The organism is Paenibacillus chungangensis (assembly GCF_042675905.1).
Classification (GTDB): Bacteria; Bacillota; Bacilli; order Paenibacillales; family Paenibacillaceae; genus Pristimantibacillus; species Pristimantibacillus chungangensis.
On the sequence record NZ_JBHTJZ010000023.1, the window covers coordinates 59,686 to 78,920 of the forward strand.

Annotated in this window: 18 protein-coding genes; 13 read left to right on the forward strand and 5 right to left on the reverse strand. The window is 53.4% G+C overall.

Annotated features, from left to right (window positions below):
• Positions 1-27: 27 nt before the first annotated feature.
• Positions 28-909: a ubiquinol oxidase subunit II gene (gene cyoA, locus ACFQ2I_RS14840; RefSeq protein ID WP_377565340.1), complete on the reverse strand. Its 882-nt coding sequence runs from the start codon at positions 907-909 to the stop codon at positions 28-30.
• A 469-nt stretch (positions 910-1,378) separates the two neighbouring features.
• Between cyoA and ACFQ2I_RS14845 the strand changes: the two genes are divergently transcribed.
• From ACFQ2I_RS14845 to ACFQ2I_RS14855, 3 genes are read left to right on the forward strand one after another with little or no spacing between them, the layout of a single operon-like run.
• Positions 1,379-2,362, forward strand: a complete 984-nt coding sequence (locus ACFQ2I_RS14845) for an ABC transporter substrate-binding protein (RefSeq protein WP_377565343.1) — start codon at positions 1,379-1,381, stop codon at positions 2,360-2,362.
• Between the two features lie 34 nt (positions 2,363-2,396).
• Positions 2,397-3,404, forward strand: coding sequence for a FecCD family ABC transporter permease (locus ACFQ2I_RS14850; protein ID WP_377565292.1), 1,008 nt, complete (start codon positions 2,397-2,399; stop codon positions 3,402-3,404).
• The gene (locus tag ACFQ2I_RS14855; protein WP_377565294.1) at positions 3,401-4,411 is read left to right on the forward strand and encodes a FecCD family ABC transporter permease; all 1,011 of its coding nucleotides are present in this window, start codon (positions 3,401-3,403) and stop codon (positions 4,409-4,411) included. The genes ACFQ2I_RS14850 and ACFQ2I_RS14855 overlap by 4 nt, the downstream gene beginning before the upstream one ends.
• Positions 4,412-4,526: 115 nt before the next feature.
• Here ACFQ2I_RS14855 and ACFQ2I_RS14860 read toward each other — a convergent pair whose 3' ends face one another.
• Both ACFQ2I_RS14860 and ACFQ2I_RS14865 read right to left on the reverse strand, forming a co-directional pair.
• Positions 4,527-4,817, reverse strand: coding sequence for a hypothetical protein (locus ACFQ2I_RS14860; protein ID WP_377565296.1), 291 nt, complete (start codon positions 4,815-4,817; stop codon positions 4,527-4,529).
• Positions 4,818-4,928: 111 nt separating this feature from the next.
• Positions 4,929-6,956 (reverse strand): transglycosylase domain-containing protein, encoded by a 2,028-nt coding sequence (locus ACFQ2I_RS14865; RefSeq protein WP_377565346.1) that lies wholly within the window; start codon positions 6,954-6,956, stop codon positions 4,929-4,931.
• Positions 6,957-7,230: 274 nt separating this feature from the next.
• Here ACFQ2I_RS14865 and speE point away from each other — a divergent pair, with 274 nt between their 5' ends.
• Entirely contained in the window at positions 7,231-8,058 is an 828-nt protein-coding gene (gene speE / locus ACFQ2I_RS14870) for a polyamine aminopropyltransferase (RefSeq protein ID WP_262678393.1), read from the forward strand.
• A 19-nt stretch (positions 8,059-8,077) separates the two neighbouring features.
• The gene (gene speB, locus ACFQ2I_RS14875; RefSeq protein WP_377565298.1) at positions 8,078-8,947 is read left to right on the forward strand and encodes an agmatinase; all 870 of its coding nucleotides are present in this window, start codon (positions 8,078-8,080) and stop codon (positions 8,945-8,947) included.
• 123 nt (positions 8,948-9,070) lie between these two features.
• Here speB and ACFQ2I_RS14880 read toward each other — a convergent pair whose 3' ends face one another.
• Complete coding sequence (locus ACFQ2I_RS14880) at positions 9,071-9,421, reverse strand: metal-sensitive transcriptional regulator (protein ID WP_377565299.1); 351 nt, start codon at positions 9,419-9,421, stop codon at positions 9,071-9,073.
• A gap of 129 nt (positions 9,422-9,550) precedes the next feature.
• On the opposite strand from ACFQ2I_RS14880, the gene ACFQ2I_RS14885 reads away from it, so the two are divergent.
• The 3 genes from ACFQ2I_RS14885 to argS all read left to right on the forward strand — a co-directional run bounded on the left by ACFQ2I_RS14885 (position 9,551) and on the right by argS (position 12,262).
• On the forward strand, positions 9,551-10,075 hold the full coding sequence (locus ACFQ2I_RS14885) for a DNA-deoxyinosine glycosylase (protein ID WP_377565301.1): 525 nt from the start codon (positions 9,551-9,553) through the stop codon (positions 10,073-10,075).
• A gap of 61 nt (positions 10,076-10,136) precedes the next feature.
• The gene (locus tag ACFQ2I_RS14890; RefSeq protein ID WP_377565303.1) at positions 10,137-10,577 is read left to right on the forward strand and encodes a DUF1934 domain-containing protein; all 441 of its coding nucleotides are present in this window, start codon (positions 10,137-10,139) and stop codon (positions 10,575-10,577) included.
• Positions 10,574-12,262, forward strand: coding sequence for an arginine--tRNA ligase (gene argS / locus ACFQ2I_RS14895; protein ID WP_377565305.1), 1,689 nt, complete (start codon positions 10,574-10,576; stop codon positions 12,260-12,262). The genes ACFQ2I_RS14890 and argS overlap by 4 nt, the downstream gene beginning before the upstream one ends.
• Positions 12,263-12,302: 40 nt before the next feature.
• Here the strand turns inward: argS and ACFQ2I_RS14900 are convergent, their stop codons facing one another.
• Positions 12,303-13,433 (reverse strand): S8 family peptidase, encoded by a 1,131-nt coding sequence (locus tag ACFQ2I_RS14900; protein ID WP_377565348.1) that lies wholly within the window; start codon positions 13,431-13,433, stop codon positions 12,303-12,305.
• A 360-nt stretch (positions 13,434-13,793) separates the two neighbouring features.
• Here ACFQ2I_RS14900 and rpoE point away from each other — a divergent pair, with 360 nt between their 5' ends.
• From rpoE to ACFQ2I_RS14925, 5 genes are all read left to right on the forward strand, one after another.
• Positions 13,794-14,354: a DNA-directed RNA polymerase subunit delta gene (gene rpoE / locus ACFQ2I_RS14905; protein WP_377565306.1), complete on the forward strand. Its 561-nt coding sequence runs from the start codon at positions 13,794-13,796 to the stop codon at positions 14,352-14,354.
• Between the two features lie 258 nt (positions 14,355-14,612).
• Positions 14,613-16,217 carry a CTP synthase gene (locus tag ACFQ2I_RS14910; RefSeq protein WP_377565308.1) on the forward strand — a complete coding sequence of 535 codons (1,605 nt, stop codon included), beginning with the start codon at positions 14,613-14,615 and terminating at the stop codon, positions 16,215-16,217.
• 186 nt (positions 16,218-16,403) lie between these two features.
• A complete protein-coding gene (locus ACFQ2I_RS14915; protein ID WP_377565310.1) occupies positions 16,404-16,802 on the forward strand; it encodes a response regulator in 399 nt (132 codons plus the stop codon).
• A 207-nt stretch (positions 16,803-17,009) separates the two neighbouring features.
• Complete coding sequence (gene fba, locus ACFQ2I_RS14920; RefSeq protein WP_377565312.1) at positions 17,010-17,864, forward strand: class II fructose-1,6-bisphosphate aldolase; 855 nt, start codon at positions 17,010-17,012, stop codon at positions 17,862-17,864.
• A gap of 117 nt (positions 17,865-17,981) precedes the next feature.
• Positions 17,982-19,235: a UDP-N-acetylglucosamine 1-carboxyvinyltransferase gene (locus ACFQ2I_RS14925; RefSeq protein ID WP_377565314.1), complete on the forward strand. Its 1,254-nt coding sequence runs from the start codon at positions 17,982-17,984 to the stop codon at positions 19,233-19,235.

Here is a 19,235-nt window from a genome sequence, read left to right on the forward strand (position 1 = left end):
AATTCTCCTTTCGTTAACGGTCAATTGTTAGTCGTTATCTCCATTGCCGCTGTCTGCTTCGTCTTGCTTTTTATCCACACCGTGATGGGCATGCGGATTGGCTGCGCCGTCCTCTACATACTGTGTCACAATGTGCTCGAACAGCCCTTCAGGGAAGCTGGAGAATGACTTCACGTCGGAGGTGCCCGGCGTGCGCATATCTTCATAGTCTTGTATGGTCAGTGCAGGGGAGGTAGCCTTTACCTCGTCGATCCACGCCTGATATTCCTCTTCCGAGACAGCGTCAGCCGTGAATGTCATTTGAGCGAAGTCCTTCCCTGTGAAGTTGGCGCCGGAGCCATAGTAGCTTCCTGGTTCATCCGCCTGCAAGTACAAGGTCATCGCCATTCCTGACATGGAGTATATCTGTCCGCCCAGCTGCGGAATCCAGAAGGAATTCATCGCCATATCGGATGTGAGTTGGAAGCGTACCGGGACGTCTTCCGGGAACTTGATATAGTTGACAGTTGCTATGCCCTCTTCCGGATATTTGAACAGCCACTTCCAATCCATCGAGGTTACCTGGATCGTAATGGGCTCTTTATCCGAAGCCAGCGGCTTGGATGGCTCCAGCCTGTACGTATAAATCGCTGTAATGATCGCCAGAGTCACAATAACAATGATCGGGATCGTCCACCAGGTCACTTCCAGCTTGGTATTATGCTCCCAGTTCGGCTTGTAGGCAGCCGTGCTTCCGGGACGGTCTCTGTAACGCCATACGATCACTGCGGTCATAATGAGCACAGGGACGAGTATAACGAGACACAGGACGGTTGTGATAATAATCAAATCCTTCTGATCCTGTCCGATCGGTCCCTTAGGATCCAGTACAATGTACTCTCCGCTGCAGCCCGCAAGCATGAAGGTCATCGCCAGGAACAGTACAGTTGCCAATATGCGATAATAAGGTCTCATCAACGGTTCCACTCCTTGGGTAATAATTGCTTACGAATAACATATCAGATTGCAGCGCTTCTGACTGCGGCTTTAACAATAACGTAAACAATTAGACTTGTTTCCGACAAAGTTTATTCACCAGTTTGCCATAAGGAAAAATATGCTGAGTGTGCGAAAAATCCGGCTGTGGGAACAAATGAAGTTTATATTGACATCCATTTCGTAGTCATTTAGAATCAATAACGTTAATTGATTATCATTATCAGTGAATTAGAAATCACAGTTACTGCAAGGGAGTGCGGAAAGTCACTCTTTACATCTATTAATGATAATGATAATCGACTGGAGTTAGATCTATGATAAAGCAGAATAGAAAGGGGAAATAATCGTGTTAAGCGGAAAAACGACAACGTTATGGGTTGTGACAGGATTGGTTCTATTGATGACCGTGCTTGGCGGCTGCGGCAGCGGGAATGCGGCCAACAAGGAGAACGGGGACGTACAGAAGGAGGCGTCCTCCAGTGGCAATGTTAGCCGGGGAGACAACGCTGCCGGCGGTATTCGCGAGATCAAGCATGCCATGGGAAAAACGGAAATCGAAGGAACGCCTCAGCGTATCGTTACCCTCTATCAGGGGGCGACGGATGTGGCTGTCGCGCTTGGCGTCAAGCCTGTAGGCGCTGTAGAATCTTGGGCGCAACAGCCGATGTACGACTACTTGAAGGAAGAATTGGCGGATACTGTGATTCTGGGAAGCGAAGCTCAACCGAACGTGGAGGAGATCGCCAAGCTGAAGCCGGATCTTATTATTGCTTCCAAGCTGCGCAATGAGAAAATCTATGAGAATCTGAAGGCAATCGCGCCGACTGTGACGCATGAGACAGTTTTCCAATTCAAGGAGACGGTTGAGCTGATGGGTCAAGCGTTGAATAAAGAGAGCGAAGCTGCGGAGCTGCTGCAGGCCTGGGATGCAAGAGTGGCGGATTTCACAGGGAAAATCAGCGCCAAGCTAAGCGGTGAATGGCCGGTTACCGTATCCATCCTGAACTATCGCGCAGATCATGCGCGCATCTATGTCACGGGCTATGCGGCCAATATCTTGAATGAACTGGGCTTTATTCGAACGGAATACCAGCAGAAGGAAGCCGATGAGGGCAAAGTCGTCATCAGCTTGACGGACAAAGAAGCGATACCGAGCATGAATGCAGGCACAATTTTCTATTTCAAAGGCGGATTCGGCGAAGACGAGGCTGTGAACAAATCTTATGAGGAGTGGACCACGCATCCTCTGTTCCAGCAGCTGGACGCGGTGAAGAACAATCGGGTATTCCAGGTGGACGAGATTGCGTGGAATCTGGGCGGCGGCATCTCCAACGCCAATGTGATGCTGGATCAGCTATATGAGCATTATGGGCTTGAGAAGTAGTCAGCATACTATGGTTGGCAAGGGGATCTGACGAATGCCTTTATTGAAACGAACTTCCGCCAAGTGGTGCGGTCTGGTCGCAGGCTTGGCAGCGCTGCTGTGCGCCTTCACGGCGAGTATAGCGTTCGGACAGACCAGTATGTCTCTGCCGACGGTATGGGCCGCATTCTTCAGCTACGATCCGGAGTCCGCACAGCATGTCATTGTGACTACGACTCGCTTGTCGCGCGCAATCATCGCTCTGGTCATCGGAGCAAGCCTGGCTATATCCGGCGCGCTTATGCAGGCGCTAACTCGCAATCCGCTTGCGTCACCCAGTCTGTTCGGCATTAATGCAGGGGCTACGTTATTCGTAGTTCTTGCTATTACATTTTTCTCCGTCAATTCGTTATCGCATTACATGTGGTTCGCACTCCTTGGCGGAACGGTCGCTGCGGTGATGGTTTTTGCTCTGGGGTCGCTGGGGAAGGGGGGCGCATCGCCGCTCAAGTTCGTATTGGCGGGCGCGGCGGTGACCGCTCTGCTCCTCTCTCTGACACAGGGCTTCCTCGTCATCAGCGCCCCGGCTATTCAAGGGGCATTGTTCTGGCTCGCCGGCTCGGTCGCAGGCCGGACGCTGGAGATGCTGCTTCCGATCCTGCCGTTCCTACTTGCAGGATGGGTAGCTGCACTGTTCATGGGCAAGTCGGTGAACATTCTGACCACAGGCGACGAAGTGGCTGCCGGATTAGGTCAGCGAACACTGCTGCTGAAGGCGGCTATGGTCGTCCTAATTGTGGTGCTGGCGGGCGGATCGGTGTCGGTGGGCGGCTCCATCGGCTTCATCGGACTTATCGTGCCGCATATCGTCCGCAGCCTGGTAGGAGCGGATTACCGCTGGATTATACCGTACTGTGTGCTCGTAGGCGGTATCGTCTTGCTGCTGGCGGACATTGGAGCGCGCTTCATGATTAGCCCGGAGGAGCTGCCGATTGGCGTCATGACCGCTCTTGTCGGAACGCCGTTCTTCATCTATCTTGCTCGCAAGGGGGTTAATCGATGAAAGCAAGCTTGAGACATCGAAGCAATCTCGCCCCGGCAAGATCGTTCATTGCACTTCTTGCGACGCTGCTACTTGTCCTGCTATTAGGACTGTGCATCGGAAGCACAATGATATCTCCGCTGGAAGTAATCGTCCATCTGCTGGGCCAGGAGAGCGCCAATGCGTTCACGATCGATACCCTTCGGCTGCCGCGCTTGCTGCTGTCTGTGCTTGTAGGCGCGGCGCTGGGCGTATCGGGCTTGATTATGCAGGCGGTCATTCGCAATCCGCTCGGATCTCCGGATATTCTGGGCGTGACAGGAGGCGCTTCGCTCGGAGCGGTGTTCTTCATCACGAGTCTGGCCGGCACGATCAGCCTGAAGTGGCTGCCGCTGGCCGCTATTATCGGCGCGGCGGCGGTGTCCATTCTGATATACCTGCTGGCGTGGCGCGGCGGTGTTACTTCCATCCGTCTCGTTCTCATCGGCATCGGCATGGCCGCTGCGATGGGAGCGCTGACGACGATGGTCATCGTATTCAGCGACGAGCATTCCACCGTACAAGCTTATATATGGATGGTAGGCAGCGTGTACGGCGCGAATTGGGGGGATGTGCGAGCCATGCTGCCTTGGGCGATCGTCATCCTGCCGCTGGCCATGCTGTTCGCGCGGACGGCGAATGTTCAGGAGCTGGGCGATGAGCTCGCAACGGGTCTGGGCGTCAGAGTTCAGCTGGCGCGTCTCAGTCTTCTTGCGATCAGCGTAGCGCTGGCCGGCTCCGCCGTCGCTTATGCCGGGGCGATCGGCTTCGTCGGCTTGATCGCTCCGCATATTGCACGCCGATTGGTCGGGCGCACGTTCACGCGTCTCATTCCCGCGACAGCGATCATCGGCGGGATCATCGTGGCAGTAGCGGATACAATTGCGCGTACCGCCTTCCTGCCGCACGATCTTCCCGCCGGCGTATTCGTATCCGGTATCGGTGCTCCGTTCTTCATGTATTTGCTGTATCGCAACCGTCATCATTAAGCAGGCTGTCGCGACGAGTACAGGGTAGACAAGTAAGAAGAAAGCCCCTCTTTCCATTCCCGGAAAGAGGGGCTTAGCATTGCCGAAGGATTAACAGATATGAGACGCCGTTCTTTTACGGCTGGTAATGATTGTCGGCATTCACATTCGTCGAGCTGTCGTTCAGTCGCGCATGCACGAGTCCGATCGCCGTACCGATGACGTAGATATGAACGCTGCCGACCAAGAAGCCGATGCCAACCATTAATCCCACGTTTTTATCGCTGAAGTGGTTCAGATTGATCAGGCACAGCACGACGCCGATGCCCAGAATGGCCCAAGCGATGGCCGTCATGACGTTAACGAGTTTTCTTACTTCCGATTTAGTAGGACGCAGTCCGCTAATTCTTGCGGTTTTTGTCGACATATTGAACACTCCTCCTGCGTTGTAAGTGCTTTCTTTGCCCTTACTATACCACAGGTTATGCCTGATGTTCAAAGAAAATTCACTTTTTGAACATAATTTAGACAAAAAGCTTCAATGTGTCCACCATCGCTTAAAGTCCTCCCACCAAGAACGATGCCCACTCTTCCCAGGGGACTGCCGCGGCGAATCGGATTCATCGCCGTTCCGGCTAGTATCGGATGCCTCATGCCCGCTGCATACTTCCGTCGGCTCGGTGCCCGCCAGGAAGCTTTCCAGCCGCTTCTCCGGGCATCCGTCTCCTGCCAGCATGCCGGTGTCCGGATCGATGAAGACGCTCACGACGCCGTCCGGCATCGGGAAGAGCTTGGGCGGCACGGTCGTCAGTGCCTCCTCCAGGAAGCTGGCGAAGATGGGAGCGGCGCGATGGGATTCTGCGACGGTCAGCAAGCGATCTCTGTCGTAGCCGGCCCATACGGCTACCGCGAGCTCGGGTGTATAGCCGACCATCCAGGAGTCGGTAGCCGTCGTACCTGTCTTGCCTGCTACGGGACGTTTGATGATGGGAGCGACGCGGCGGGCTGTACCGCCTTCCTCGAATACGCTCTCCAGCAGGCTGGTCATCACATACGCTTCTGCCGGTGTGACGACTTGCTCTGCGCGCGGCGTGGCTTCATATAATATACGGCCCTTGCTGTCTTCGATTCGCAGGATGGCAGTCGGCTCGTATTGCGTACCGCCACCTGCGAACGCGCTATATGCCGTGGCCATCTGGAACGGGCTTATCGGGAATGTCCCTAGCGCCAGTGACGGAACAGGCTTCATCGTGCTGGTGACGCCAAGCTGTCTGGCCGTATCGATCACCTTCTCCGCGCCTACGGTCATGATCGTATTGACGGCGTAGATGTTGTCGGAGCCGGATATCGCGCGGCGCATATCGATATAATCGCCCACATACTTGTCGGCGTAGTTGCGCGGACGATAGCTCTTGCGTCCTTCGTCATAGGTGAAGACGGTCGGCTCGCTCTTGAAGCGGGTAACGGGCGACATATAGCCGCTCTGAAGCGCCGCAAGATACAAGAACGGCTTGAAGGTGGACCCCGGCTGGCGCGTATCGGCGAAGACGCGGTTATATTGATTCCTCTTGTAATCGCGTCCGCCGACCATCGCCTTCACATAGCCGTTGCGGGGATCGATTGCGATCAGCGCCGCTTGCTGCTCTGAGCTCTCCGGCAAGCCGTTCCTTACGGCTTCCTCGGCCGCGCCTTGTATATGTTGATCCAACGTGGTGTAGATCGTAATGCCGCCCTCGTACAGCATGTCCTCCCGAATGCCCAGCTTCTCAGTGGCCATATAGCGAACGTAATCCCGGAAGTAAGGTGCGAAGCCGTGCTGCTCATTGTCGAGCGGCTGGAAGTCCAGCACATCGGCGTAGGCGGCTTCGGCTTCCTTCCCGGTGATGGAGCCTCCTTCGGCCATTGCTTGCAGAACAAGGTACTGCCGATCCTTGGCATTTTTCATATTCATATAGGGAGAATAATACTTCGGTCCTTTCGGAATGCCGGCGAGCATGGCGCTCTCCGCCACAGACAGCTCGGAGGCGTGCTTGTCGAAGTACAGCATCGCTGCCGCTTCGATGCCGTAGGAGCCATGCCCGTAATAGATCTGATTCAGATACATCTCCAATATGTCGTCTTTATCGTATTTCATCTCTAACTGGGCAGTATATACCGCTTCCTTCAGCTTGCGCTGCCAGGTCCGTTCATGACTCAGATAGAGATTGCGAGCGAGCTGCTGGGTCAAGGTGCTGGCGCCTTGCCTGGCGGACATACTCTGCATGTTCACCATGACGGCGCGGGCCATTCCTTTCACATCGAATCCATGGTGATCGTAGAAGCGCCGGTCCTCGATGGAAAGCGTGGCGTCGATGACATGATGAGAGATTCCCTTCAGCGCCACTGACCGCCGATTCTCGCCGGCATGGAACGTATCGATGACCTGGCCTTGCAGATCCAGCATTTGCGAGGTCTGGCTGACAGTCGAGACGGGCAGCGCTTGCGAGCGTAGGTAGAAGAATAGTCCGGCACATATAATGAAGAAGGCTGCGGCGGTAAGGGTCGCTCTACGAAGCCATTTCCTCATGGCCGGAAGACGCGGGAGAAGGTATTCCGACAGGCGTGGAGGGACTAGCCTCGCAAGCTTTTTCCTGAATCCATTGGACTCCTGATTCATGAAGCCAACTTCCTTTCACGTGATGCTTTGCTTTTCCTTAGTATGGAAAAATGGACGGGAGGCTATTCAATTGCAAGAAGAGGGAATAAATATTTTGTAGAGGGGCTGCAGAGAGGTTGCTTTTTTGGCTCCAAATACTATAATACAGGTTGAACCACCTAAGGGAAAGAAGGGAACGAACACCATGGAATTGTGGTATACGGAGAAGCAGACCGAGAGCTTCGGCATCACGGCAAAGATTACAAAAACATATGTAAATGAACAAACGGATTTTCAAAAGCTGGATATGATTGAGACAGAAGAGTTCGGCACGATGCTGGTGCTCGACGGTATGGTCATGACGACGGTAAAGGATGAGTTCGTATACCATGAAATGGTGGCGCACCCTGTTCTGTTCACACATCCCAACCCGGAGAACGTGCTGGTCGTCGGCGGCGGCGACGGCGGAGTAATCCGCGAAGTCATGAAGCATCCCAAGGTGAAGAAGGCTGTACTCGTCGATATCGACGGCAAGGTGATTGAATACTCCAAGAAGTATCTGCCTTCCATTGCTGGCGAGCTGGACAATCCCCGGGTAGAAGTGCTGGTAGGGGATGGCTTCATGCATATTCATGACCATAAGAATGCTTACGATGTTATTATGGTGGATTCCACGGAGCCAGTGGGGCCTGCGGCCAATCTGTTCACCCGCGGCTTCTATCAGGGAATCTATGAAGCGCTGAAGGAAGACGGCATCTTCGTGGCGCAGACGGACAATCCGTGGTTCAAGGCGGATTTGATCCAGAGCGTGAACAAGGATGTGAAGGAAGTGTTCCCGATCGTCCGTGTATACGGCGCGAACATTCCGACTTATCCAAGCGGATTGTGGACGTTCACGATGGGCAGCAAAAAATATGATCCGCTTCAGGTGGATGAAGCGTCCATTCCTGAGCTGGACACGAAATATTACAGCCCGCGCTTGCACAAGACGGCATTCGTATTGCCGAAATTTGTGGAAGACATGGTGAAGTAAGAGAGGACGGGCTCAAGAGATGAAATTGGATCAAAAATATTCCGGTAATGTATTTATTCTTAGTTCGGAAGACTACGAGGCGTCGCGCGCGGTCATCTACGGCATGCCGATGGACTTCACGGTAAGCTTCCGTCCGGGGTCGCGCTTCGGACCGCCTCGCGTGCGCGAGGTGTCGATCGGGCTGGAGGAATACAGCCCATATCTGGATCGCAGCCTGGAGGATATTACTTACTTCGATGCTGGCGATCTGCTGTTGCCGTTCGGCAATGCGGCGCGCAGCCTGGAGATCATCGGCGAGTTCGTACGAGGGGTGCTGGCGGACGGCAAGATGCCGGTCGGCATCGGGGGCGAGCATCTGGTATCGTGGCCGATCTTCCAGGAGGTATACGCGAAGTACCCGGATCTGGCGATTATCCACTTCGATGCCCATGCGGATCTGCGTGAATCCTACGAAGGAGAGCCGCTGTCCCATTCCACGCCGCTTCGCAAGGCGGCGGAGCTGATGGGCGGCAGCAACATCTACCAGTTCGGCATCCGTTCCGGTTCCCGCGAGGAGTGGCAATATGCGCGCGAGAACATCAACTTCCATCCTTACGAAGTGCTGGAGCCGTTGAAGCGCGTGCTGCCTGAGCTGGCCGGCCGTCCCGTCTATCTGACGATCGACATCGATGTGCTGGACCCGTCCGCCGCGCCGGGTACGGGCACAGCGGAAGCGGGAGGCATCACGTCGAAAGAGCTGCTGGAAGCCGTACATGCCATTGCGCGCTCCGAGGCCAATGTCGTCGGCTGCGATCTGGTGGAGGTAGCACCCGCATACGACCCGACCGAGCAGACGCAGATCGTGGCGTCCAAGGTCATTCGCGAGATGCTGCTTGGCTTTATCAAGTAAATCCATTAAGCCGCCAATGCGGCCTTGCTATTCCCGGAAGCGGGCGATCCTTAGCCGGGGAACCCCCGGATGGGGAGGCAGGCCGTATTTGCGGTTTTTTTCACGTTAATTGGCTGGCTGCCGTTACTTCATCAATTTATTCACAGTAGTCAGCAGCTCGGCAACAACCTCCGTGTCTCCCTCCTGAATCCGCTCAATGACGCAGCTCTTCAGATGATGCTCCAGCAGCAGCTTACCTACCCCGTTCAACGCCGACTGTACGGCTGCGATCTGATTCAACACATCGTCACAATAGGTATCCTTCTCGATCAGCCCCTTAATGCCGCGAACCTGACCTTCGATTCGGTTCAATCGGTTAATCAGACTGCTTTTAACCTTGTCGGAATGATGGCTTCTCCGGTCGTGCTCGCCATTCCCGCAGCAGATCGAGTCGGAAGTCGTCTCCTCTGCGACCGAATTCCGTTCATCGCTCATCTTGTATCCGCCTCCTTCATCTTCATGATAGCATTATACAATAGGATTTCCTCCCCTCCAAGCTTGCAATTATCGCATGCCGGATCGTCATGAGGGTATAATGGGGATAGAAGGCAGGTGTACTGATCAATGCGAATTTATTCCTTTCCGCCCGTAATCGACGATCGCGCGAGGGTGCTCATCTCAGGCACGGCGCCTAGTGTGAAATCTCTGGAGTTCGGCCAATTCTACGGCAACCCGAACAATTACTTCTGGCGGATCATCTATCGGCTGTTCGGCCGTGGCGAAGATGGGATGCTGCCCGAGCCGGAATACGAAGCCCGGATTGCTTTCCTTCAACGGCACAGACTTGCTCTATGGGACGTCATTGCCTCATGCGAGCGGCCCGGCAGTCTGGATGCCAATATTCGGAGCGAGGTGCCAAGCGACATTCCGGGGCTGCTGGAGAAGTACCCTGGCATCGTCTGTCTTGCATTCAACGGGAGCAAGGCTTACGATACGTTCTGCAAGCATTATCGCCATCACGAGGCCGTGCGGGGACGTGTCCTCCTGAAGCTGCCGTCTTCCAGTCCAATCCCGACGAGGGCAATGCGAACTCTGGAGGATCGGGTGGAGGCATGGCGTGTTGTCGTGCCCTATGCTACTAATCGTTGAAATTGACGGGCTACCTGTATATAGTAGTAACAGACGATAATAGAGAGAATGCGGGAGAATGATGACGAAGAGAAAAGGAAAAATCCGAATAACACTAATTAGCGAACAGGACAACACTTCCCATACGTTTACTTACCGGGGAGAATGGTTCCTCAAGGAACGATCCGTCTATATCCGATACATGGAGTCGGATGAGAATGACGAGGTGCGCGCGCTTATTCGCTATCGCGAGGGGGAGCTGTCCTTAACCCGACGGGGAACGGTGCGTTCAGAACAGCTCTTCGTGAAGGGAGAGCGGTGCAGCGGTCATTATCGTTCTCCGCACGCTTCCTTGGAATTGGAGGCGGAGACAACGGAGCTATGTATCCATCAGCAAGGTGACGAAGCAGGATTGCCAGTCCCGCCATTCATGCTGGAATGGAAGTATGACCTAATGTCAGGCGACATCAAGCTGGGACGGTTCCACAATCGTCTCTATATAGAGGAGGAGCAAGGATCATGAGCAGCAATAACGGAAATGTACTGGAAGGCATGTATGCCAAGCTGAAGGAGGCTATTGCAGATGCGGTTGTCGCGGCTGGATTAGCTGCGAGGGAAGAGCTTCCCGTATTCGTGCTGGAGGTGCCGAAGGATAAGTCGCACGGCGATCTCGCGACCAATGCCGCGATGCAGCTGACGAAGCTGGCCAGACGCAATCCGCGTCAGATAGCCGAGGCGATCATCCAGCATCTGGATGAGGAGGGGGCGTCCGTTCAGTCTGCGGAGATTGCTGGTCCCGGGTTTATCAATTTCCGCCTGGACAAGAGTTATCTGTATCCTGTCATTGGCGAAGCGCTGAAGGCGGGCGAGAGCTACGGTCGTACGGACAGCGGAGACGGCAAGCGGATTCAGGTGGAATTCGTCAGCGCCAATCCGACGGGCAGTCTGCATCTGGGTCATGCCCGCGGAGCTGCCGTCGGTGATGCGCTGTGCAATGTGCTGGACTTCGCCGGCTATGAAGTGACGAGAGAATACTATATTAACGATGCCGGGAAGCAGATCGAGAATCTGGCGTTATCCATTGAGGCGCGCTACAAGCAGCAGATGGGTCAAGAAGCGGAGCTGCCGGAGGACGGCTATTACGGCGAGGATATTGTCGGCTTCGCCAAGCTGCTCGCGGAACAGGAGGGCGACCGTCTGCTGGCGTTGCCTCAGGAGGAGCGGTTCAAGTTCTTCCGCAGCTTCGGGCTGGAGCGCGAGCTGGACAAGATTAAGCGTGATCTGGGGCGCTTCCGCGTCGGCTTCGATGTGTGGTACAGCGAGACGTCTCTCTACGAGAGCGGCAGCGTGGAGAAGGCGCTGGATGCGCTGAAGCGCTCCGGACATGTATACGAGGAAGATGGGGCGACATGGCTGGCGACTGAGCCGCTAGGCGATGACAAGAATCGCGTCCTGGTGAAAAATGACGGTTCCTACACATACTTGACGCCGGATATTGCCTACCATCTCGACAAATACAGCCGTGGATATGACGAAATGATCAACATCTGGGGAGCGGATCATCATGGCTATATTCCGCGTGTGAAGGCGGCGATGGCGGCTCTTGGCAACGATCCCGCCAAGCTGACGGTGCTGATCGCCCAGATGGTCAGTCTGTTCCAGGACGGCGAGAAGGTGAAGATGTCCAAGCGCACGGGCAAAGCGGTGACGATGGAGGATCTGATGGACGAAGTGGGCGTCGATGCAATCCGCTATTTCTTCACGATGCGGAGCATGGATTCCCATCTGGACTTCGACATGGATCTGGCCATCTCGACCTCGAACGAGAACCCCGTTTATTATGTGCAATACGCCCATGCCCGCATCTGCAGCATATTCCGCCAAGCGGAAGAGCAAGGCATCGTGCTGGGCGACGACTACGCCATCGATTACGGCAAGCTGATTGCGGAATCGGAGTATGACCTGCTGCGCAAGATTGGGGAGCTGCCGCAAGAGGTAGCTGAAGCGGCAAGCACCTATTCGCCGCACCGCTTGATCCGCTACGTGTACGAACTGGCCTCCCAGTTCCATAGCTATTATCGTGCGGAGCGCGTCATTACCGAAGACAAGGCTCAGACGGCGGCGCGGCTCGCACTGCTCGGTGCAATCCGGGTGGCCATCGCCAACGTGCTTCGTCTGGTGGGCGTATCTGCGCCGGAACGGATGTAACGCTTGTCCATACCATACGGAGCTACGGGCTGCCGAGCGCTTAGCGCTTCTCGGCAGCCTGCAGCATACGCCATACGTCCAGCTCGCCGATCGTTCGGCGGGCTTTGTTGCTTCTTAGCGGCTGCATGGAACGCTTTAGCACCGCTTTTATCTCCGCGGGCGGCAAGCCGGGATTGAGAGAGAGAAGAAGGGCGATGGCTCCGCTCACATGCGAAGTGGCCATGGATGTTCCGCTCATCTCATTATAATGGCCCTTGAGCCAAGCCGACATAATTTTGTCGCCGGGCGCATAAATATCAATATACGCGCCTCTGTTGCTGAACGGCGCTATTCTTCTTAGCCTGTTGGTCGCTCCTACCGAGATCGTCTGCGGATAACGGGCGGGATAATCGACCGTTCTCCGCTTGCCGTCGTTGCCTGCTGATGCGACAATAATGACTCCCGCATTGTAGGCGTTTATTACAGCGCTCAGCAGAGCTTTGCTGCGATTTCGCATGCCGAAGCTCATATTGATAATATCCATTTTGTTGCGTACGCACCATTCGATACCCAGAATAATATCAGAGACGAATGCGCTTCCGTTGTGATCGAATGCTTTCACGGGCGCAATAAGCGCTCTCGGAGCGACCCCGATCATGCCGTGCATGCCGTTGGCGGCAGCAATCGTGCCGGCAATGTGGGTGCCGTGCCCGTTGTCATCGCGGGGAGGCCTGCCTCTGTGGATCAGGTTGATCCCCCGAAGCAGCGAATGCTGGAGATCGGGATGCTGGAAGTCGATGCCTGTGTCGATGACGCCTACCTTGACTCGGTATCCCGTTGTCGTTCCCCATGCTTGAGGCGCCCTAATATGCTGGACTCCCCACGGAATGCCGTTGTCCATCGTTTTCGCTTTGTAAGGGGACGGGCGAACGCTGATCTTGCAGTCCTTCTCCAGCCATACTTGCCCCTGGAATGCTTCCAGCGACAATCCTGCCGGCAATTGACAAGAGATTCCACGAATAAGCGGTATCGGCTTGACTGACTTCAAGGTATTGGAAGAAGCATTCTGCTTTAAACGTAGAAGGAAGCGCCGATAATCGCTGCCATGTTGAAAGCGAATGATTCCCTTGCTTGTTCTGGCTTCAATGGTCATGGCATGTTGCAACCAGCGTTGTAATGCGGCGATATCCATCAATGGCTTCCCCTCCAGAAGGACGATGATGCTGCACTATTGTATGAAGGGGCAGGAACAACCGCATGAGCAACTGGCCTTTTTTTGTAGAAATAGGCCCGGGGCCGTGACAAATTGCTGTTATCCACATAGGATGTAGGAAGAGCTGCCAATGCTCTTGCATCTCCGATAGCGCTGCCGATCTGCGCCGTCGGAAGGATACAGTCAAAGCGAAGGGACGCGTCCCTTCGCTTTTTGTATGGACTCATTTTTACGCGCTTGCTTTTTTGAATGAAATAGGTTTTACTATAGTGTGACTAACGTAAACCATGAAGAAAGTGTTGTACATATTTGCCAAGCGCTAGGAGAGGAAGTGTTGATATGAGCGGCAGCAGCTATACATTAAAGCTGGATCCAGAACGGATTAAGGAAATGCCGATGGTTGATCTGGCCTTTGAGGTGCTCAAGGCGGCTAACACGCCTTATTATTATCGTGATTTAATGATGGAGATCGCGAAGATACGCGGATTGTCCGAGGACGGGATTAACCAGTTCATCGCTCAAGTATATACGGAGATTAACATCGATGGTCGGTTCGCCTGCGTAGGCAGCAATATGTGGGGCCTGAAGCGCTGGTATCCTGTAGAGCGTTCCGAGGATCCTGTAGGCAATGCCAAGCGTACGCGCATCATTAACGACGATGACGACATCGAGGATGATGAGGTGTACAACGACGAGGAAGACGACAGCTACAGCGGTGATGAGGACGATTTCGATGCTTATGACGAAGACCATGAGGACTTCGAGGAAAGTGGCGATGACTCCGAAGTCGAGGAAGAAGTGGATATCGACGATGACGACATTGAAGATGATGAGAGCGAAGAAGACGGAGATGCGGACGAAGATTCCGATGATGAAGACGTTGTCGAAGAGGACGACTAACACAGGTAATATTTCGTCTCTTACTTTCGCTTGACATGTCCCATTACGGCAGAGTAAACTAATCCATGGGCTTTAAGAATGAGTTAACAATAACGCATGAATGATATGCATTTTAGAAAAGTGCCCCCGTAGCAACGGGTGTCACTTTTTTTGTTTGTAATTGCCAACCGTTCCCATTCCCCTTCCTCAGGCAGGATTGGAAAGGCGATAGCTGGCAAACCTAACTATTATTACAGGAGCTTGGAGGGTTTTATCACAGTGACCAAATATATATTCGTGACAGGCGGCGTCGTCTCCTCCCTGGGCAAAGGGATTACGGCAGCTTCGCTAGGCAGATTGCTGAAGAACAGAGGCTTGAAAGTGACGATTCAGAAATTCGATCCTTACATTAACGTTGACCCCGGAACGATGAGCCCGTATCAGCATGGGGAAGTATTCGTCACAGACGACGGAGCCGAGACTGACCTTGATCTTGGTCACTATGAGCGCTTCATTGATATTAATCTATCCAAGAACAGCAATGTAACGACGGGCAAAATTTACTCCAACGTCATTACAAAAGAACGTCGAGGCGACTACTTGGGCGGAACGGTACAAGTTATTCCTCATATCACGAACGAAATTAAGGAACGAGTATTCCGAGCGGGCAAGGAAGCCTCATCCGACGTTGTTATTACGGAAATTGGCGGTACAGTGGGAGACATTGAGAGTCTGCCGTTCCTGGAGGCGATTCGCCAGATCAAGAGCGACATCGGTCGAGACAATGTCATGTACATCCACGTCACGTTAATACCTTATATTAAAGCTGCAGGCGAAGTGAAGACGAAGCCGACGCAGCATAGCGTCAAGGAACTGCGCAGCATCGGCATTCAGCCTAACGTCATCGTCTGTCGGACGGAATATCCTCTGGCAGAAGACCTGAAGCGGAAGATCGGCTTATTCTGTGACATTGATGCCAACGCCGTCGTGGAATGCCTGGACGCTTCTACCTTGTACGAAGTGCCGCTAATGCTGCGCGAGCAAGGTCTGGACGAGATTGTTGTCAATCATCTGAAGTTGGAAGCGGGACAACCGGATATGAGTGAATGGGAAGCGCTCGTGGCTCGGGTCAAGTCGCTTCATCGCTCTGTGGAGATTGCTATTGTAGGTAAGTACGTTGCGCTACATGATGCTTATCTGAGCATCGTGGAATCGCTAGGGCATGCCGGAATTGCCGCTGACTCGGAAGTGAAGATCCGTTGGGTGAACGCGGAGGATCTGACGGATGAGAATGTGGCGGACAACCTGCAAGGCGTGGACGGCATTTTGGTGCCGGGCGGCTTCGGTGATCGCGGCATTGAAGGCAAGATCAGCGCGATTCGCTATGCAAGAGAGAAGAAGGTTCCATTCTTCGGGATTTGCCTTGGCATGCAGGTTGCCGTTATCGAGTTCGCTCGCAATGTAGCCGGTCTGACCGGTGCGAACAGCTCCGAGATTAATGCTTCCTCACCTTATCCGGTCATCGATTTGCTTCCCGACCAGAAGGATGTAGAGGATATGGGCGGCACAATGCGATTGGGATTGTATCCGTGCAAGATTTTGCCTGAGACGACGGCAGCCCGCGCATACGAAGATGAGCTTGTCTATGAGCGCCATCGCCATCGCTATGAATTCAATAATGAATATCGTGAAGCGATTGAGGCTGCAGGTATGAGAATATCCGGTACATCGCCCGACGGCCGTCTGGTGGAGATGGTGGAACTGCAAGATCACCCATGGTTCCTCGCTGTTCAATTCCATCCGGAATTCACATCTCGTCCGAACCGTCCGCAGTCGTTGTTCCAAGGCTTTGTGAATGCGGCAATTGCTTCTTCCGGCAAGTAATCAGATGGTCGAGGTGTCACCTGTTAGTTAATGGGATAGACAAAGGATAGGTTTCTATCAATTTAGTAAGTTTTTGTATGTGCTAGAAGGATTATCTCCAAGCCCATCGAATATAGTTATAAATAGACGGGAGAGCTGTCCCAAATCGATTAGGCATTAAGCTCAGCCGCGGGGGGTAGATGAAGCTTGGAGAAGAAGAAGGTTCTTATTGTTGATGACCAGAATGGCATTCGAATATTGTTGTTGGAAGTGTTCAGCAGCGAGGGATACAACACTTATCAAGCATCCAACGGCAAGCTTGCCCTTGAAATCGTGAAGAGAGAGTCGCCGGATTTAGTGCTTCTGGATATGAAGATCCCTGGCATGGATGGATTAGAAATCTTGAAGCATGTTAAAGCGATAGACTCTTCCATCAAGGTCATCATGATGACGGCGTACGGCGAACTCGATATGATTAAGGAAGCGACTGATCTGGGGGCGCTCATGCACTTTACCAAGCCGTTCGATATCGATGAGCTGCGAATGGAAGTGAACAGACAACTTAAGAGCGGCGGTTCGTCTGGTCAAGTTGCCGTAGGTTCCTGATGCTTTATGAGGGAAGCCATCGCCATTAGTGAGGCGGTGGCTTTTTTATAGTACGCCACGCATGGCGGTGGTATTTTAGTGGCCCTTAAGTATCAAGCGGCGCCCGATAGCGGTTTTCTCAATGTTCAGTTATGTGATATAATGACTCAGAATGACAAGTCGGAACGGGCTTGAGTTTGAAAGTGATCAATAGGAGGAATACAGATTATGCCATTGGTGTCGATGAATGAGTTTTTGCCTAGGGCAAAAGCGAACAAGTTTGCGGTAGGACAATTCAATATGAACAATTTGGAGTTCGCACAAGCAGCTGTTGAAGCGGCTATCGCGGAGAATTCCCCATTTATTTACGGCGTAAGCGAAGGTGCTCTTAGATATATGGGCATTGAATTCACAGTGGCGATGGCTGAGGCGGCCGCGAAGAAGTCCGGGCTTCCGATTGCTCTTCACCTGGACCACGGCAGCAGCTTCGAAGTGGCGATGAAGTGTATTCGTGCCGGCTTCTCGTCTGTTATGTTCGATGGATCGCATTATGGTCTGGAAGAGAACATTGCCCTGACGAAGGAAGTTGTGAAGGCCGCGCATGCGATGGGCGTATCCGTTGAAGGCGAGCTGGGAACGATCGGCGGGGTAGAGGACGACTTGGAAGTGGACGAGGCTGATGCTAAGCTTGCCAATCCGGAAGAGGCGATCCGCTTCTACGAGGAGACAGGCGTTGACTGTCTGGCTATCGCCGTAGGCACAGCTCATGGCATGTACAAAGGCGAGCCTAAAATTCACTATGATATCATCCAGAAAGTATCCGATGCGATTCCGGTTCCGGTTGTGCTGCATGGCGGTTCCGGCGTTCCTGACGAGGCGATTCGCCTGTCCGTTCAAGCCGGTGTCGGCAAGATCAACGTGAACACGGAGAATCAAGTTGCTTTCACGAACACTATTCGCGAGAAACTGGCTGCAGATAGCAATGTCATTGATCCGCGTAAGTATTTGACGCCTGCTCGCGATGCCATGGTAGCTGTCATCCGCGAGAAAATCCGTTTGTTCGGAAGCAACAACCAAGCGTAATATAGAAACATGGAAGCAACCGTCATGACAGACGGCAGGTCTGCTTAAGCTCATAACTGGACTTGCTCTCGTCTTGGCGGTTTTTTCTCTGTTCACTTGCGGGAGGGACAATATGCGATGGAGAAACTAATGATACGCGGCGGTCGTCCTCTCCGTGGAACCGTCGGAATCAGCGGTGCGAAGAATAGTGCGGTTGCACTTATACCGGCTGCTCTGCTGGCTGAATCCGAGGTTGTGCTGGACAACCTGCCCATTATAAGCGATGTAGCGGTGTATAGCGAAATACTACAGGAGCTCGGTGCGGAAGTTCATCGTGCGGGCGATACGATGAGGATTAATCCCGCCGACTTGAAATCCTTGCCCATGCCCAATGGCAAAGTGAAAATGCTCAGAGCTTCCTACTACTTGATGGGCGCGATGTTAGGCCGTTTCGGCGAAGCGACCATCGGCCTGCCGGGAGGCTGCAACTTCGGTCCAAGACCAATCGATCAACATATTAAAGGCTTCGAGGCGCTGGGCGCAGTAGTGTCGAACGATCATGGATCGATCAGGATTACGGCTAAGCAACTGAAGGGAGCCAAAGTATACTTGGATGTAGCAAGCGTCGGCGCGACAATCAATATTATGCTTGCCGCTTCAAGGGCCAAAGGCTCGACAATTATCGAAAATGCGGCGAAAGAGCCTGAAATTATAGATGTAGCCACCCTCCTTACTGCAATGGGCGCGACGATTAAAGGCGCAGGCACGGAAACGATCCGCATCGAAGGGGTCGACGAGCTGCGCGGTTGCCGCCATTCTATTATTCCCGATCGCATTCAAGCAGGTACTTATATGATTGCTGCTGCTGCAACTGGCGGCAATGTTCTTGTTGATAATGTCATACCGAAACATATGGAAGCAATTACGGCCAAGATGGAGGAGATGGGGGTCGAAGTCCAGGAACTCGACGAGGCGATACGAATCATAGGACGTCCAGAGTATCAAGCGGTGGATGTAAAGGCACTTGTCTACCCGGGGTTCGCCACAGATCTTCAATCTCCGATGACCACGTTGTTAACACAGGCTAGAGGAGTCAGCATTCTGACAGATTATGTATACGGGACAAGATTCAAGCATATACCCGAGCTTGTGCGCATGGGTGCGAATATTCGTGTAGAAGGCCGGTCTGCTATTGTCGAAGGCACCAAGCTGAACGGCGCCAAGGTGAAGGCTGCTGACTTGCGGGCCGGAGCCGCTTTGGTTGTAGGAGCGCTTGCGGTGCAAGATGACATCACGGAGATTACCGGAGTAGAGTTTATTGATCGCGGATATGATTCTCTCGTTGACAATCTCAGAATGCTTGGCGCGGACGTATGGAGGGAGACTGAATAG